Below are 17,259 nucleotides of genomic sequence, written 5' to 3'. Positions count from 1 at the left end.
AAATGATTGGGATCAACCGAAATTCAGCTATTATTTATCAATATATCCTTAGCCATGACCATTGGAAGGCTGATATATTTCTTTTCCATATAATTCATCACACGCTCTAATACTTCACGCGAATTTGGATCCATACTTTCAATTTCATCAGCGAAGATATTGTTCACAGCAGTATTCCTGATCTCTTTGATCTTTACAGGAACTTCTCTCATAGCGATCTCAACCCTGCGTTGTTTTAACACAGGCTTAAATTCCTGAATATTATCCTCTATGATACGCTCAGCAAAAATAAGTTCTTCATAACGCTCCTGTAAATTGCTGTTTGCTATTTCCTGCAAACTGTGAACTTCAATGAAAGTAACAGGGTTATTTTCAAGCACTTCAGGACTTGTATCATTTGGTACTGCCAGATCGACAATTACTTTCCTGGATTTATCCCCATTGAGAAGGGAATTGTAAATTTCATTTGTAATGATCGGCTCGGTAGCACTTGTACAGGTGATGATCACATCAAAACCATCTTTGAATGTTTTCAGAGCATCCAAACCATACGCCTTACCTCCAAGCTCTTCAGCGAGAACCTGAGCATTATCAAGTGTTCTGTTAAAAATGGTAAAGTTGGAGTATTTATGTTTCTTAAGATACTTCGAAATATTCTTGTTTGTTTCTCCGGCACCAATAATCAATATCCGTGAATTTGTACACATATTGAGCTCACGCAACTTCCTGTAAGCTAATGAAACAACTGAAATAGGTTTACGTGCAATAGCAGTGTTGGTATAAACTTCCTTGGATGTTTTTACAACCCTATTCATAATAAGGCGTAAATAATCACCCGTAAATCCAGCAAGGCGACAGGTATCATAAGCTTTGCGAACCTGAGCAAGAATTTCTTTTTCACCCACAACAAGGCTCTCGAGTGAGCATGATATACGAAGTAAATGGTTCAATGCATCTACATCTTCATAAATGGAAACCTGTTCTGCAAAGGCCTGAACCTGTTCGTCAGAAACAGGCAGATTCAATGCCTGAATAAAATCCCTGACAAATTCATTTGTAAGATTCTGATCGGCAGTAAATACAAACTCTACGCGATTGCATGTTCCAATGTAAAATATTTCAGGAATATCAAACTTCTGCCTGACACTTTCCAAACTACTCTCCAAAGACTCGTTACAGATTACAAATTTCCCTAAATCCTTAAGGTCAATCTGCTTATGCGTAAAGGCAATAACTTTTAAATACTTCAAGTTCTCCTACTCCTAAATATAAACCGAAACAAATGTAACAAATAAGCGATTTTGAATGTGTCACACCTGTGTAAACACAAGCGTTTAGAAAGATTATAAATAAGAGTGAAAAATTATGAAAATCTGAAAAAACACGCCAAATATCTATTTTTTAATCCCCTTTGCTATTTTGATTTATACCAATCAAGAACTGTCTCCAAATTATGATGAACATTCCGGTCATTATGGAAACATCAGCCATATTAAAAATTCCGGTTTGAAATAATCCAAGGTCAAGGTGCAGAAAATCGGTAACAGAGCCATGAACAATCCGGTCATAAAGATTGCCTATACCTCCTCCGATCACAAAGCACCAGGCAATGATAAGTATTTGCGGAAGCTCTTTTTTACGAATGATCAAATATAATCCATAAGATAGAAATACTATGGGAAGGAGAGTTAGGACAAGGAAACGAATAAAATAGGGCAAGGAACTTCCGGCACTTAAGAATGCACCTGTATTTTCAACTTTTGTGAGGGTGAGATATCCATCAATGAGGGGGATAATTTCGTATTCAGCTACTGTTTTCCGAACAATCGTTTTTGTGATCTGGTCACAACTAAAATTCAGCACCAGAATAAACACTATCATTAAATTCCTGAAAAAACCTTTTAATTTCATATATTGTTTGAGATCGTTTCGATACGAACCATGGGATCGAATCAAAACAGGGACATACTCCAAATATCAATAAAAACGTTCAATCTATATGATCATCCGGCAATCATTCACAATTAAAGGCTCTGAAGGCAAACCCATTTTAATGGATCTCAGCTTTAAAACTGGCCAGGAAGAAAACCCAATTGTAATCTTCGTTCATGGATTTAAGGGATTTAAAGATTGGGGAGCATATGACCTTGTAGCTGAATACTTTGTAAAACAAGGTTTCAGATTCCTCAAATTTAATTTTTCTCATAATGGAACGACGCCTGAAAGCCCAACTGATTTTGCAGACCTGGGAGCTTTTGGAGACAATACTTTTACCAAAGAATTTACTGATCTGGATCTGGTGATCTCTTTTGCAAAAAGCGGAAATGAATTTAATGCACCTGATATGTTAAGCCTGATCGGACATAGCCGGGGTGGTGGAACATGTATCATTCAGACAGCCAAAGATCCGCGTATTGACAAACTTATTACCTGGGCTGCCATTGCTGATTTCAGGAGCCTCTGGAAAAAGGAAGATGAAGTGGAATGGCGAAATAAAGGGGTAATATTTAATTTCAATACCAGAACAAAACAATATACACCACTTAAAATTGATCTTTTACATGATTTGGATAAACATTCTAAATCATACGACATTCTGCTTGCTGCAGGCCGAATTAATAAACCATGGCTTATAATTCATGGTGATCAGGATGAAAATGTGTTGCTAAGTGAAGCTGTCAGACTGAAGGATAGTTCCCCAAATGCAGAACTATTTATAATTCCCTATGCAAATCATGTTTTTGGGGCTTCACATCCTTTTACTAAAGATGAATTACCTCTTGAATTACAGTTAACCTGTGAAAAAAGTGTCGAGTTTTTGAGAAAAGAGTTTTAAGTTATTTTAATTGAACCAGGAACTCCTTTTCGATAAGGTTCGCATCAATTTTTCCGTAATTTTCAATCAGATGAGCGAAAATCTCTTCATGAATATCTTTTAGACTATTATTTTTAAGTGGCTTTAAGTAATTGTACATAAAGCTAATCTCTGAAGCTAATTGATCTCTATCTACGAGGAGTGGGCGAAACTCAACAAGTGATTTAGATCTTGCAATTGAATTTATGTTTGATTGATAACAAAGAAAAACCTTTTTAAGAGATTCCTGAGTTAGCATATTGCCATCACTATCAGTAAACAATTCAGGTATAAAAAGAAGAGACTGCCCTATTGATCCTACTTTTCTAACAATAGTTTTACCTTCATGATCATATTGAAGAAAGAAAAAATTAAACGCATCGATCTTATAACTCATTTTCACTGGCAATGGAATACCACTTAAAATAACAATTGGTTTCTCCAACTTATTGCCAAAATAGTTTATTGGGTCATAACCATTATCAACATCCAAAGATCGCGTGCTTAAACGCTGGTAGGTAGAAGAGGGTATCAGCTTCTCTCCAATAACTGCTAACCACTCCCCTTTTTTTGTTGCAGCCTCTGTATCCGGACGAATTTCAAATCGTCCTTTTGAAGGGCTGATACAAGAAACCTTTGATGCCTGATCTTTGAAGATCAATTTATCCTTAGCGGTAATTTTATCACCTGGTTTAATTATTTTTTTTGTGCTTTCAAGCTGCACAATTCCTTTTACAAAGGTTACATAATATACATCGGTCTGAATTAAAGTCAGATAAAATATAAAAGCCAATAAACCTGTTTTCATTTCAATAAAATTTAAAATATTCATTTTTAATATAGATCAACCAATTCTTTGCGGCTTCCTTCCAACCTGAATGTTCTCTTAAATTTCGTATTAAGCCCAGTACATTTAGATAAAGTGCTATGATTAATATATTTATATGAACTCCAAAAATCAAATAAGAAAATATCGAGAATGAGCTTAGAATTACCAAATATCCTATTAGCGAAAGTAAAAATGGGTAGCGCTGAACAATTTCATTCTGTTTTCCAGAAATATTTTGATGATTCTTCTGCGCAAAAAAGACAAAATAGGACAAATTGGTATAAGCAATGATCAAAAATAAGAACCATGTCAAGGGTAGGCGATGCTGCCCTCCTTCTAAGGTCAGAAACGTATTTAGTAAGATCAGGGTACCAGCCATTGGCCCAAAAATAGTTTGATGAGAATCATTTTTGAAATCTCCCATTAAAACTATTCTGTTCTTAAGATATTCATTAATTATAACTTCCTCCGGGAGCATCAATAACTCAGAAAGGCTGATTAATGCATACTCCTGTTCATCCATAAGTTCATAATTCCTTATTGGATAATCAATAATAACGGAATTTAAAATAGGTAAACCCTTGTCATAATTAAAAAATAGTCCGCTTTCAAACGACTTGTCATTCAGCTTTTTATACATTTCAACCGGAACCGTATGATAGCTACTATCCTGAAACAATTTAAACTTCAAAAATGTATTTCCTCTGTTTGACTGATAATCAGCAATTCCATAAGGGACATTTAATTCTGGTTTCAGCAAAAGTCCATTTTCATCTTTATGGATTGGAAATATGAGATTCGCATTTTTTGCTACACTCAATTCTAAACTATCATCCCATTCCGATCTGCCTTGTAAAAAAACATCACAAAAAATATAACGGGCTACATTCTGTTGCCTGCCTGAAATTTCAAAAAATCGGGAAAGTTGAGCGCGGTCTGTAATGACCTCATTACCCGGTCCATCTTCTCTGGGTATTATGGCCTTATCATATGCCAGATCTATAAAAAGAAATCTGTTAGCCGGCGGATCTTCGTCTATATTTAAGAATACCCTCTTAACTGTAGAAGACCATTTGACCAGCAAAAACTCATCCCCATAGGTCATGTATGAACCTAACCAGGCCCATGTTAACAGGAGGAGTAAAAACCCATGGAAAGCGGAGATTATCAAACGGCCCAGGATGTTTTTCATTAGAAAATGAAGATTTTATAAGATTCGAATAGTTTACTCATTCCAAATACCATCAACAATCCTGATTTTATTTTTTCGTAAAAATATAGTCTCCCCCAATATGGCCAGCCAATTCTAAAGTACCATATCGTGGTTCTGTTTTACTCTCTGACATTACCGCTTCTATGATCTGTGTGATGAACATCTTTTGAGCAGTCAGGTATTTATCCTTGTTCTCTGTAAGCGCCTTAACCAGGTATTTCATAAAGACAGATTCATCAGGGACTTCTGTATCATTTCCTGATGTGATCGCTACTCTGCTTATCTTTTCAGACAACTCACGAATAGCAGGAGGTGCATCAGCATCGATACTCCTTGTTTTGAATACTGACCCGGAAAAACAGGCATCAGTAATAAGCAAGGTATGGCGGGAAGGGATATTAGAGATCATCTCCAACACAAGCTTATTGGATAACCAGGTGTTAGCATCCGTACGTAATGCATCTGTTAATAACCAATACCCTTTTTGCTCCTTTTCAACCCATATACCATGACCGGCATAGAAAATTATCAGGTTGTCTTCAGGCTGAATAAGTTCCTGCATCTCTGCAAATTTTCTCTTGAAATCATTTATAATCGGATTATACAGGGTATAAATGTTATCGTCAGCAAAATTGTAATTGTTTTTCAGGATCAGCTTTAATTTGATCGCATCAGAAACTGGATTTTCCAATGAAGGAATACTATTATCATCATAATTTTGAGCTGCAATGATCAAAGCATAATTCTTGCCTGGTTTTTCTTTAACCGGCATTATTTCAGTTGCCACTATTATTGGAGTAGTTGGTTTTTCAATTTCAAAACTTTGTTCAGCCTTATTACCGGCATTATCAATAACAACAATATTAATTTTATTTGAGCCATCCTTAATGGGAATACTTCCCCAGAAATTCCCATCTGCCTTAAAAAATATCCTCTGATCATTGACACTTACCTCTTTTATCCCGGAAGGATCCATAGCAATTCCTTTGACCATCAGATCCTTACCTGCACTACTTACTTTTAGTCCTCGTTGAATGGCTGGTTCCAGAAGTGTAATAACAGGAGGTATAATGTCAGATTTTTGCACCGTTACTATTGCAGACTCCAATTTAGCCAGACCAGTTATAGCATAATTATAACTAGGGTTATAAAGCAAAGCCCGCTCATAATCATCCTTTGCCTTAGCAAATTGCTTCAAGGCAGCATAAGCATCTGCTCTGATCGTATAATAGGCAAACTTTCCAGGCTGATCATAGCTCATAGTAAGAAAACGCATAGGTTTAAGTGCATCATTGGCATAAGCAATAGCTTCTGCATATTTCCCTTCATTAAGAGCATTCATCGCATTAATCCGGGCCACCATTTGAGGGCCGACACGAATACCTTTGAGCAAAATTTTTATAAACTCTTCAGATTCCGCGGTTTGCTTTTGTTTTGCATAGGAGTATGCTAAAAGATACCTGGCATTGATTCTATTATTGGCACCAGTTTTTTCAAATTCCCTTGCAACAGCAATAGCCTGCTTATAATCTTCTTTTAAGATGGCCTGATAAATAATGCCAGTAGTAATAAAATCATTATCGCCCATTTTCTCAAACATGGGTTGCATAGCTCCAATAAGTTTAACATCATCATTTAGAAAACCTATATATTGCCCCAATTGAAAAGTATTTTGAATAGTTGCAGCTCCTAATCCTCCCATCCAGGAGCTATGTTGCTTTTTATATTCTTTTTCATCAAATCCCAACTCTATCAATTTAAGCAGATCCTCGCTGGCTAATGCTGCATCTCCATACGTTAGATTTGCATTTGCTCTCAGATTATAATATTTCTTTATCCATTCATTAGCAGGAATGTAATTAACGGAGACCCCATTTGTAGTAAAGACCTCCTTTCTTGATTTCAATCTTACTATTTCATTTTCAATAGCTTTATTTGCACCTCTTATATCTCCATAATAAAATAATAAAGCCGGGACTAAATTTCTACTCTCCGGAACACCCAGAGAAGCATCCGGATTTCCAGGACTGAACATATTAGCCTCCTCGAATAATTTAAATGCCGCAGCTCTATCCTTATAAAACAATTTAAGCCCTGCCCTTCTAAGATCCCAGGCTTTATTGTAGGCTTCTCTATCTTTAACCTTATCACTTTGAGCTAGCCCTCGGTTTGCATTAAGGCTGAGAATAAGTGATGTCAAAATGATCATTAAGCTTTTTTTCATCTTACACATTTTTGGTATAATTATAACATGCTATAAATTCAGGATAGTCTTAATATTTTCAGATATTCCTGTTGAAAAATTAACATAAATATCATTTAAAAATGCTCAAGTTCAACAACCATTGAAACAATTGATTTTCCTTTGGTAAACCCATTAAACGCAATTTTATCTTTGGACAGGTCCATATTTTGAGGATCAACCAACTGGTCCCCAATTGCATTGAAAATTCGTTCGTTAAAAGTTCCCGACTGGCCTCTGATCTTTTGAATAAGCCCATTTATATCAAGTTCATTTTTGCTGTAAAGAACACATAAAAAGTCTTTGCCGGGTTTATTATCAAACTCAATAAAATGGTCCTCATCGGGTATGGCGATATCATTTTTACTGTCTGTCAAGGCAGCACTTATACCCTCTTCATTGGGAAATATTTTAGTAATCTCATTGCTAAGATCTGTACTTATTGCATAGACATAAGCAGGCTCATTATTCGAAATATACATTCTGAATTTTGTCCCTGATGAATAAGAGTTCTGGCTTTGATAAATAGTTAGAGGGCCAGGAGTAGTTTTCGCTGGAACAACCTTTAATCCCCTGGTTGAAACCAAAAGATTTACCGGCATTTCTTGTCCCGAAGCTAGAACAAACCTGATCTGACCTGAAAGGTCAGGCTTTGCAGGAGCTGGTTCAGGTAAATCTACAAATTCAAATGCATAAGGGGTGAAGCGGGCAAAATCATCGTATTTAATCCAGGTATATCCTGCATTTCCCCAATATTTACCCCAACTATTCTGAATTTCAAAAGCACCGCCAAATTTCTCATCATCATAACCCACAACGCACATAGCATGTCCTCCATATGACTGAAGCGGATCCTCTTTAGGAGTCCAAAGTTCGCCGGCATTATTAAATGAAGGCGGACAAATCATTCCAAAAACAACAGGCTTTTTTTCTGAGATCGATTTTTTGACTGCCTGAATATTGACTTGTTTAGAATTACCTGCGTCAAATAAACGCATGAAATCTTTGATCTTTCCATCAGCTGCTTTCGCGCGGATTGAAGGATCAATTACTCCAATACACGGTTCAGGCTGGTCTAATTTACCCGGAACACCCATGCTTTTCAAAAAGGAAAAAGCCTCCGGAATACTGGAACCTCCAGCACAGGATGGGTCATCAGGTCTGAGTACCCTGTACAAAAATGCAGGTGAATATGCATTTTTAGTTATAAAATCCCTGTCTGTCCAATTATTCTTTACAGCCTGAACAATTGTACGCCCGCAATAAGCACTTGCCCAAGCAGTACAGGTGCCAAATTGGCCCTGACTTTCAGGATAAGGAGCAAACATTTTAATCGAGAAAGATTTAGGTACAATTGTTAAGCTTCGGGTGAGTTTGGCTTTTTTTAATACTTGTTCGTAGGCCGTATTGTCAAATTCAAGCCCTCTGGTATAATTTACTTGTGCTGAGAGTTTACTGTAAGTTAAAATTAAACAAAGAGGAAAGAGGACGCGCTTGAGAAAAGTTGGCATAACGTTTTCAATAAAAATAACGTATTTACATAATTGTTAAAATACCCAATAATAGGTATATTAATTAACAACCTCAGGCTCTATCCAATTTCCATCACCGCGTATGATTCCGATCAGCTCATCAAGCGCATTTTCGGTATTCACATTTTTCTTTACGACCTCTTTCCCACGATAGAGTGTGATCTTTCCCGGACCTGTACCAACATAGCCATAATCTGCATCTGCCATCTCTCCCGGACCATTGACAATACAGCCCATGATCCCGATCTTCAATCCTTTCAAGTGATCGGTACGGCTGCGGATCATTTGGGTGGTGATCTGAAGATCAAAAAGTGTTCTGCCACAACTCGGGCAGGAAATATATTCTGTTTTTGATATTCTTGAGCGGGTAGCCTGTAAAATACCGAATGAGGTAGAAAGAATCGTTTTTGTGGATATATCCGGAGCATCTGCCCATACACCATCGCCAAAACCGTCAAGAAGTAATCCGCCGAGATCAGTTGCAGCATATAACTGAAAATCTGTATCCTTTGGCAAAACAGTTGAATTTTGATCCGTCAGGCTATATTTTCTTTTTATAATTACCGGAATCTCCAGACCCATATCCATGAGTTTGAAAAATGCATTCCGCTGATCCTGCAAGCCACAAACAGCAGTTGTTTCAAGAACAAAAACCAGAGTATTATCTATTGGCAGCTCCCTGAACAATTCAGAATCAATATCCTGATTAGATATTGAAACCAGATTCAATGCCTGATCATGATCCTTTGATGAAACAAATTCTTGCAGAGAATAATAGGGATGGCAATTACTCTTATGAGCGAGTGTTTTCCAGGTTGAATAATTATAAAGCTGCTTAAGGTTACCAGGAAAGCTGAACGAAGGTAATTCATCAGCCAAATAAACAAAATCGGTTGATTGCTCAGCCATATTGTATTTATCGAGCAGCGAAGAATACAAGTATCCCACATCAGTTAGAATTGACGGATCTTTCAGATTCTTTCCGGAGATATCAATTATAACCCGCGGAACCTGATGCCCACCAATAAAAGTATTAAGTTCAGTAGTATGACGCTTTTCGTATTCGTAGGGATTGTGTCTGTTATCGGTTGTCTGTTTTCTGTTTTCTGACAACTGATAACTGTTAACTGATAACTCCCTATCTTTATAGCGATCTGCTAATGAAATTGCCACAGGCGCTTCAAATTCTGGATCTTCTGTTAAGGAAACGCGAATGGTATCACCCAATCCGTCTTCCAGCAAAGCACCGATACCCACAGCTGATTTTATCCTGCCGTCTTCTCCATCACCGGCTTCAGTAACTCCAAGGTGGAGCGGATAGTTCATCCCCTCTTTAACCATGGTTTCAACCAGCAGCCGGTAAGCCTGAACCATAACCTGAGGGTTACTGGATTTCATGGAGATCACCAGATTGTAGTAATTGAGATCTTCACACATGCGCATGAACTCCATGGCCGACTCAACCATTCCTCGCGGAGTATCACCGTAATGGCTCATGATACGATCTGAAAGCGAACCATGATTCGTTCCTATACGCATGGCTGTGCCATATTCTTTACAAACCTTTACTAAAGGAGTAAATTTTTTGTAGATCCTTTCAAGCTCAGCCTTATATTCAGTTTCGGTATATTCAAAATTCTCAAAACGCTTTTTATCCGCATAATTTCCAGGATTGATCCGTACTTTCTCAACGATCCTTGCCGCTTCTTCAGCGGCATTGGGAGTGAAATGAATATCAGCGATCAGCGGAACATTATACCCACGGACAATTAATTCCTTCTTGATCAGGGCCAGATTTTTGGCTTCCTTGACACTTGGAGCAGTAATTCTTACGTATTCGCAACCAGCATCCACCATACGGATAGATTGTTCTACAGTACCAATGGTATCCATAGTATCCGTTGTGGTCATACTTTGTATCCTGATCGGGTTATTTGCCCCCATAGGGATATGTCCGATAGTTACTTCACGGGTTAGAAATCTGGAATAACTATCCAAAGAATTACAATACTTGCCGCTTAAAGCATCAAAAGGCTTCTTAATCATTAAAAGGGATCAATATTTTACAAAACTACATAATATGATGCTTATGTAATGTCAAATTTTGTTCTGGAATAAAAATCGAAACTGTCAACCCATCAGGAAGGAGACAATCTTGTTTTTGACTGATTCAGTGGTATTATTCACCGATAATCATTAAACTGTTCAGAACAAAATTGCCTGCACAGGACATTTTGACAATTATACTCCCATCGCATACAGGATAATATTCACTCCAAATTTGGTATTATCCTCTGCATAGAACCGTTTATTCCGGAAGTCATAATCCCATTCACAACCATAATCCTTATTACTGTACAATACTCCGATCCGGCCATTGATCTCAACAGCTTTCAGATAATCATGCACCAGATCATCACCCCAGCCATTTAATTCAAAAGACGTTGTAGGGGGCCCCTTTTCGAATTTGAAAAAGGAACGATAGATCTCATGGTCATTGGGGATCTTTTTCAAGGCTGTCGGACCGAAAATAGCACTCATTTGGGCTTCAAACGACCTGGCGAAAAGTCCGTCAATATCATGGTTACAATCATCCACAAATACAAAGCCACCATTCTCAATATATTTCTTGAAATTGGATTTCTCCTGCTGATCGAACTGAACCAGTTTATGTCCGCTGAGGTATGTAAATGGATAGAGAAACAACTCATTACCAGAAAGTTCCACCACTTTTTCTTCGTTATTAATTGGAATAGTGGTATACTCTACCAGAGAGTTTAGCAGATTTGATGGCATACGCTGATCTGTATCCCAGTCGCCTGAGCGGTATTTTATCCTTGCAAATGTGAACTTCGAACCAAACATTCGTCTAAATTATCTCTATAATTATTCCAAAAAGACTCTTTTCAGAAGATATTTTTGTAAAAATACCGATGGGCATACACATATGTCCTGTTTCCGCCAATTTATTCCTAATTTTCGCATTATTAAACCAATTATACGAACTTGGAAATTTCAGAAAGTAATATTAAGGCAATAATTGCTAAGCTACCGCATTTAAAGCAAGAGATCCAGAAAGTAATTGTTGGGCAGGATCAGGTTTTGGAAGAAATGATCATCGCCTTAATGGCTGGCGGGCATTGCCTTTTGGAAGGAGTACCGGGTCTTGCCAAAACGCTGATGGTTAAAACCCTGTCGCAGGCCATGCATCTTTCCTTCAGAAGAATACAGTTCACACCCGATCTGATGCCAACAGATATCATCGGAACAGAGATATTGGAAGAGGACCATAGCACAGGAAAACGATTTTTCAAATTCAATAAAGGTCCCATTTTTGCCAATATCATTCTTGCTGATGAGATTAACCGTACACCGCCAAAAACTCAGGCCGCTTTATTGGAAGCAATGCAGGAATTTGAGGTTACTTATGGTGGTCAGACCTACCCTTTAGACCGTCCATTTTTTATACTGGCAACACAAAACCCGATCGAGCAGGCAGGAACATATCCTTTGCCGGAAGCACAGCTGGATCGTTTTCTGCTCTTCGTGAAAATTGGATATCCTAACGAGCAGGAAGAATTCGGAATATTAAACAGCACCACAGGATCTAAGAAAGCTGCCATTGAGCCAGTTTTAACAGGCGAAGAAATATTACAGATCCAGTCGCTTGTCAGAGATGTAAGCATCAGCCATGATCTGATTGAATATGTAAGCAAGCTTATCCGTGCAACAAGGCCGGATACTACAAGCGTAGATTATGTGAAGGAATGGGTAAGATGGGGTGCAGGTCCTCGAGCCGGACAAGCGTTGATATTAACCGCTAAAGCAAGAGCCCTGCTAAAAGGCAGATATGCAGTTATAATGGACGACCTCCATATAATGGCCTATCCGGTTTTGCGCCATCGTATTCTTGTCAACTTTAAGGCAGAAGCAGAAAACGTCAACTCAGACCAGGTTACTTCAGAGCTGATCAGAACTGTAGAACGGCCAAAGGTTCAGGTTTAGAACGGCAATTTGCCCTCTTCTTAATAAATTATGGTTAATCCATCCTATGAGTAAATTATTAGACCCAAAAGTCGTAATGGCTATTAAAGACCTTTCGCTGGCAGCAAAAACTGTGGTGGATGGCTTTATGACAGGCGTTAATAAAAGCTCTATTAAAGGTCCGGGTTTGGAGTTTAGCCAGTACCGGAGCTACCAACCAGGTGATGACCTGCGCTGGCTCGACTGGAAAATGTATGGCCGTTCTGATCGGTATTATATCAGAGAATCAGAAGTTGAGACCAGTATTTCTGTACGGTTTCTGATCGATGCCAGCGGATCAATGAACCATGAAGATGGAGGGTATAAAAAAATAGATTACGCCCGATATCTCGCTGCATCCCTGGCCTATCTTGCTAATATTCAAGGCGATGCAATTGGCCTGTATGTATTTCAGGATGGGGGTTTATTCTCATTAGCATCCAAACAGGATTTTCAGCATTTATCCAGGATGTTCTACCAGCTGGAAAACATCAAGGCTGGTGGTGAGTTTACAAAGCCCATTCATTATAAAGATATTTACACTGGATCAAAAAGGAGGGAGCTACTGATCTTTATTACCGATATGTATGAAAAGAATGCTGAGATCATACAATTGCTGGACACCTTAACATCCCTAAAAAATGAAGTGATCGTGTTCCACCTGATGGGAAAAAACGAACTGGAACTTGATTTTAAAGGTTATTCAGAATTAGAAGATCTTGAAACTGGTGAAACCATTAAAATTGATGTCAAAACAGCAAAAAATATCTACCAGGAGAAGCTTGAACAGCATTTGAGCGGTCTGAGAATGAAACTGCTCGACCGTCAGATCTATTATCGCCTGATCAGTATGGCTGAACCTCTCGATCAGGCATTGAGAGATTTTTTAAACCAACGCAGTAAATTAAGAACCTAAGCCTTGTTCCAACTAATAAATCCTATATGGCTATATGCAATCGGCGGAATTTCAATCCCGCTGATCATCCATTTGTGGAATATTAAAAAAGGGAAGACCCTGAAAATTGGAAGTATAAGTCTCCTGGGAGAAAGCTCCAGGCAAAGTGCGCGCAGTTTAAAACTGATCGACCTGCTCCTATTATTTCTTCGTTGCCTATTACTGATCATTTTAGCTTTGATCTTCGCCGGACCAATATGGAACAGCAAAATAAATACCGCTGTGAACAAGGGCTGGCTCCTGATAGAAAAAGAAAATCTTACCGAAACTTATACCAAATTTAAGTCAGAAATTGATTCTCTAAACAGTCTTGGTTATGAGTTTCACTATTTTGAGCCGGGATTCGAGCTTGCCAAACTACGGGGTGCCTTGAAAGAAATGACCACCGAAAAAGGTTCAGAGGTGTTACTCCCCTACTGGTCATTGATCAAATTACTGGATGATAAAATTCCACAGAATACCAAAGCTGTTATTTTCACACCTAACAGGCTAAATAGATTAGGAGCTGAACGGCCGGTAATATCCAAACAGTTAAGCTGGAAAACTTATACACCCTCTGATTCAACAGCCACATGGATTGAAAATGCCTGGTTCAGTGAGTCAGACAGTGTAAAGGTAACGATTGCCTCCAGCAGTCCGGTTGGAACGACTTACAAAACCGTAACAATTGATCCGGCAGATAAAAACTCATCCTTTGCAATTGACATTCAAAATGGGAATGCAAGTCTCAAATTTAAAGATATCTGTCAAGGCGATTCCCTACCGGTGATTATAGATACTGCAACAATCAGAATAGCAATTTATACAGATAAATTTAAAAGTGATGCGGGCTATCTGAAGGCAGCAATAGGTGCCATCCAAAAATATACAGAAAGGAAAATAAAGTTAAGTGAATTTTCAACGATGAATATTCCATCCGGCCAAAATATTATCTTCTGGCTATCAGAGTCAGCTATACCTTCAGGCATTATTCCATTAAACTCGCTCTTTGTGTATGAAAAAGGAAAGCTGGAACAGGTCAGCAGCAGATTAAAATTATCACCGGCAATTAGCAATACAGAAAAAGGGGATATTGATCTTTACAAAAGAATAAGCTACTCTGAACCTGGGGGAAGAGGTTTTCCCGTTTGGGAAGATGGCTATGGTCAGCCCATACTTGATCTGCAGATGAAAAACAAGTTATCAGTCTTTCATTTTTACTCCAGGTTTAACCCGGATTGGAACGAACTGGTTTGGAGCGATGATTTTCCCAAAGCTTTGATCTCAATTATTATTCCGGAGCAAAATGTTTCAGAGATGCATCCCTCAGACAAAAGAATTGCCAACCAGACACAGATCAAGCCAGTCTTTATAAATGATAACGCTCAGCCTTCCGACAAAAATCCGGAGAGCCAAAAAAGCCTGAAAGATCAATTCTGGCTTGCTTTAGTTGTAATTTTTTTACTGGAAAGGTATTTAACCTTCAGAAACAATCTTATTTGACATGAGAGATTCAGAGGGGATAAAATATTTAAGGTCGATCAGGATGCGCTGGATTAGCTCGGGGCTACTTGCATCTGTATTTTTGGCTGCATCCATCTCACTGGTTGGAATCACCTTCTGGAATATCATTTCGCCGGCATCTTATTGGTTGATACTTCCTCTAAGCCTGCTTATCTCTGTTGTGATAGTCCAAATCTTTCGAATATGGAAGATCAACGAAGATGATGTTTCAAGGCTCCTCGACCAGACCTATCCCCAGCTTGAAGAAAGTTCCTCATTAGTCCTCAGGAAATCTGAAACCCTGAATATTCTGGAGAGATTACAGGCTCAAAAGATTGAAAATGAGATAAATAACATCAAAACGCCAGCCTTGATCTATAAGCGTTTGAAGATCTCTGCCCTTTTCCTTATCATTTCGGTACTTGTTTCAGTATTGATCGCAAAAACTGATATTAACACTTTAAAATCCATCGATTCAGGGATAGAAAACGAAGGAACACCATCAATACCAGATAAAATATTGCCTGAAATATCTTCAGTCAGGCTAAAGGTCATTCCTCCGGCATATACAAATAAAAATACCAGAGTTCAGCAGCAGTTTTCGGCAACAGTAGAAGATGGAGCCTTGCTGGAGTGGGTCATTGAGACAAGTCAGCCTGTAAATAAACTCCAGTTTATTTTTAATGATAAAGAGAGAATGAAATTACACTCACTGAATAAAACAGGCACAAAGTGGACCCTAAGCAAAGCGATCAATAAACCCGGATTTTACCAGGTGGATTTGGATGGCAAACTTTCTGACCTTTATAAACTGGAAACGATAAAGGATGAGCCAGCATTGATCCGCATCACCTCTCCAAAACAGTATAGTACCATTGATTTTGGTGAACCTCAAAAGACAAATTTACAGGTTCAGATCAACGATGATTACGGAATAAACGACACCTATATATCGGCAACAATTAGCAGCGGACAAGGGGAAAGCGTAAAATTCAAGGAGAAGGTGATCCGGTTCAGCGAAAGTATTAATGGAAAACAGGAATACAAGCTTCAGAAAATGATTGATCTCCCTGCATTGGGGATGGTGCCAGGTGATGAATTGTATTTCTATATTAACGCAACTGACAGCAGGAAGCAGCAAAGCCGGTCTGATGTTTATATTGTGACCATCCAGGATACTGCCAAATTAATGAGTATGGACGGTATGCTGGGAGGCATCAACTTAGTTCCCGAATATTTCAGAAGTCAGAGGCAGATCATTATAGACACGGAGAAGATCCTGAAAGAAAAAAACTCGATCAGCGAAGAAGAATTTAAAAATCGAAGTAATAATCTGGGGATCGATCAAAAATTACTCCGGCTTCGTTACGGGAAGTTCCTGGGTGAAGAAACCGATGAAGAGATTGGTGAAGAACATGATGAACATGCAGCAGGGGAAGAATCTGCCGCCTTTGGAGATGCTCAAAAAATCATGGATGCTTATGCCCACAAACATGATATCGCTGAGGATGCCACTTTCTTTGAACCAGAGTTAAAAGCTCAGCTTAAAGCCACCTTGACTGAAATGTGGAAATCGGAGCTTAGGTTAAGGACCTATAAACCTGAGGAAGCGCTCCCTTTTGAATACAAGGCCCTCCGCCTGCTCAAAGATCTTCAGCAAAAGTCGAGAGCTTATGTTTCGAAAACAGCACTTAAAACGCCAGCGATAAAAGCTGAAAAGCGTCTCACCGCCGAACTTGATAAAATCATTCAGCCTTCGGCAGAGCGAACTCTTTCAAAAAACGATGAAGAAAATCCCCTGAAGAAATCGACCTCAATTATTGCAAAACTAAAAGAAGGAGAGAAATTAAACCAGTCGGATCTCATTATTCTGCAGGAGGCAAACAGGAAACTTGCCGCAAAAGCCTCGGCAGAACCTGCATCCTATTTAAAGGCATTGGGAATCATGCGGAAAATACTCGACACATCACGAAGTTCGAAGGTAAGTTCCGGGGAACTATTCCTAATGGAGGCCGCATTACAAAGAATGATCAAAAACGAAGTTAAAACACCTCAGGCTAAAATAACAGCACCGGGGACATCGCTTTCGACAGAATATTTCAATAGTTTAAAGCGCCAGCAACCTTAAG

At 38.6% G+C, this 17,259-nt stretch carries 13 protein-coding genes; 5 read left to right on the top strand and 8 right to left on the bottom strand.

Going from position 1 to position 17,259, the window contains the following annotated elements; genetic code table 11:
- Nucleotides 1-23 precede the first annotated feature (23 nt).
- Entirely contained in the window at nt 24-1,250 is a 1,227-nt protein-coding gene (gene hemA / locus BLR27_RS01600) for a glutamyl-tRNA reductase (RefSeq protein ID WP_090698486.1), read from the bottom strand.
- 151 nt (nt 1,251-1,401) lie between these two features.
- Nucleotides 1,402-1,911, bottom strand: coding sequence for a signal peptidase II (lspA, locus tag BLR27_RS01595; protein WP_090698482.1), 510 nt, complete (start codon nt 1,909-1,911; stop codon nt 1,402-1,404).
- An 88-nt stretch (nt 1,912-1,999) separates the two neighbouring features.
- On the opposite strand from lspA, the gene BLR27_RS01590 reads away from it, so the two are divergent.
- Nucleotides 2,000-2,836, top strand: a complete 837-nt coding sequence (locus BLR27_RS01590; protein ID WP_090698479.1) for an alpha/beta hydrolase family protein — start codon at nt 2,000-2,002, stop codon at nt 2,834-2,836.
- 1 nt (nt 2,837) lies between these two features.
- On the opposite strand, the gene BLR27_RS01585 is transcribed toward BLR27_RS01590, so the two are convergent.
- The 6 genes from BLR27_RS01585 to BLR27_RS01560 all read right to left on the bottom strand — a co-directional run bounded on the left by BLR27_RS01585 (nt 2,838) and on the right by BLR27_RS01560 (nt 11,535).
- Nucleotides 2,838-3,662 carry a hypothetical protein gene (locus BLR27_RS01585; RefSeq protein ID WP_143007681.1) on the bottom strand — a complete coding sequence of 275 codons (825 nt, stop codon included), beginning with the start codon at nt 3,660-3,662 and terminating at the stop codon, nt 2,838-2,840.
- A 1-nt stretch (nt 3,663) separates the two neighbouring features.
- Nucleotides 3,664-4,875, bottom strand: coding sequence for a hypothetical protein (locus BLR27_RS01580; RefSeq protein WP_090698470.1), 1,212 nt, complete (start codon nt 4,873-4,875; stop codon nt 3,664-3,666).
- A gap of 67 nt (nt 4,876-4,942) precedes the next feature.
- Entirely contained in the window at nt 4,943-7,120 is a 2,178-nt protein-coding gene (locus tag BLR27_RS01575; RefSeq protein ID WP_176767581.1) for a caspase family protein, read from the bottom strand.
- A 95-nt stretch (nt 7,121-7,215) separates the two neighbouring features.
- Nucleotides 7,216-8,649 carry a C1 family peptidase gene (locus tag BLR27_RS01570; protein WP_090698462.1) on the bottom strand — a complete coding sequence of 478 codons (1,434 nt, stop codon included), beginning with the start codon at nt 8,647-8,649 and terminating at the stop codon, nt 7,216-7,218.
- Between the two features lie 60 nt (nt 8,650-8,709).
- On the bottom strand, nt 8,710-10,716 hold the full coding sequence (ispG, locus tag BLR27_RS01565) for a (E)-4-hydroxy-3-methylbut-2-enyl-diphosphate synthase (RefSeq protein ID WP_090698458.1): 2,007 nt from the start codon (nt 10,714-10,716) through the stop codon (nt 8,710-8,712).
- A 195-nt stretch (nt 10,717-10,911) separates the two neighbouring features.
- The gene (locus BLR27_RS01560) at nt 10,912-11,535 is read right to left on the bottom strand and encodes a DUF4159 domain-containing protein (protein ID WP_090698454.1); all 624 of its coding nucleotides are present in this window, start codon (nt 11,533-11,535) and stop codon (nt 10,912-10,914) included.
- A 141-nt stretch (nt 11,536-11,676) separates the two neighbouring features.
- Between BLR27_RS01560 and BLR27_RS01555 the strand changes: the two genes are divergently transcribed.
- From BLR27_RS01555 to BLR27_RS01540, 4 genes are read left to right on the top strand one after another with little or no spacing between them, the layout of a single operon-like run.
- Nucleotides 11,677-12,675: an AAA family ATPase gene (locus BLR27_RS01555; RefSeq protein WP_090698450.1), complete on the top strand. Its 999-nt coding sequence runs from the start codon at nt 11,677-11,679 to the stop codon at nt 12,673-12,675.
- A 46-nt stretch (nt 12,676-12,721) separates the two neighbouring features.
- The gene (locus BLR27_RS01550) at nt 12,722-13,609 is read left to right on the top strand and encodes a DUF58 domain-containing protein (RefSeq protein WP_245704395.1); all 888 of its coding nucleotides are present in this window, start codon (nt 12,722-12,724) and stop codon (nt 13,607-13,609) included.
- A 3-nt stretch (nt 13,610-13,612) separates the two neighbouring features.
- Nucleotides 13,613-15,130 (top strand): BatA domain-containing protein, encoded by a 1,518-nt coding sequence (locus BLR27_RS01545; protein ID WP_090698446.1) that lies wholly within the window; start codon nt 13,613-13,615, stop codon nt 15,128-15,130.
- Nucleotide 15,131: 1 nt separating this feature from the next.
- A complete protein-coding gene (locus BLR27_RS01540) occupies nt 15,132-17,258 on the top strand; it encodes a hypothetical protein (RefSeq protein WP_090698442.1) in 2,127 nt (708 codons plus the stop codon).
- The last annotated feature ends 1 nt before the right edge of the window (nt 17,259 follow it).

Origin of the sequence: Daejeonella rubra, assembly GCF_900103545.1 — a bacterium.
Taxonomy (GTDB): domain Bacteria; phylum Bacteroidota; class Bacteroidia; order Sphingobacteriales; family Sphingobacteriaceae; genus Daejeonella; species Daejeonella rubra.
This window is presented reverse-complemented; position numbering and strand designations above follow the sequence as displayed.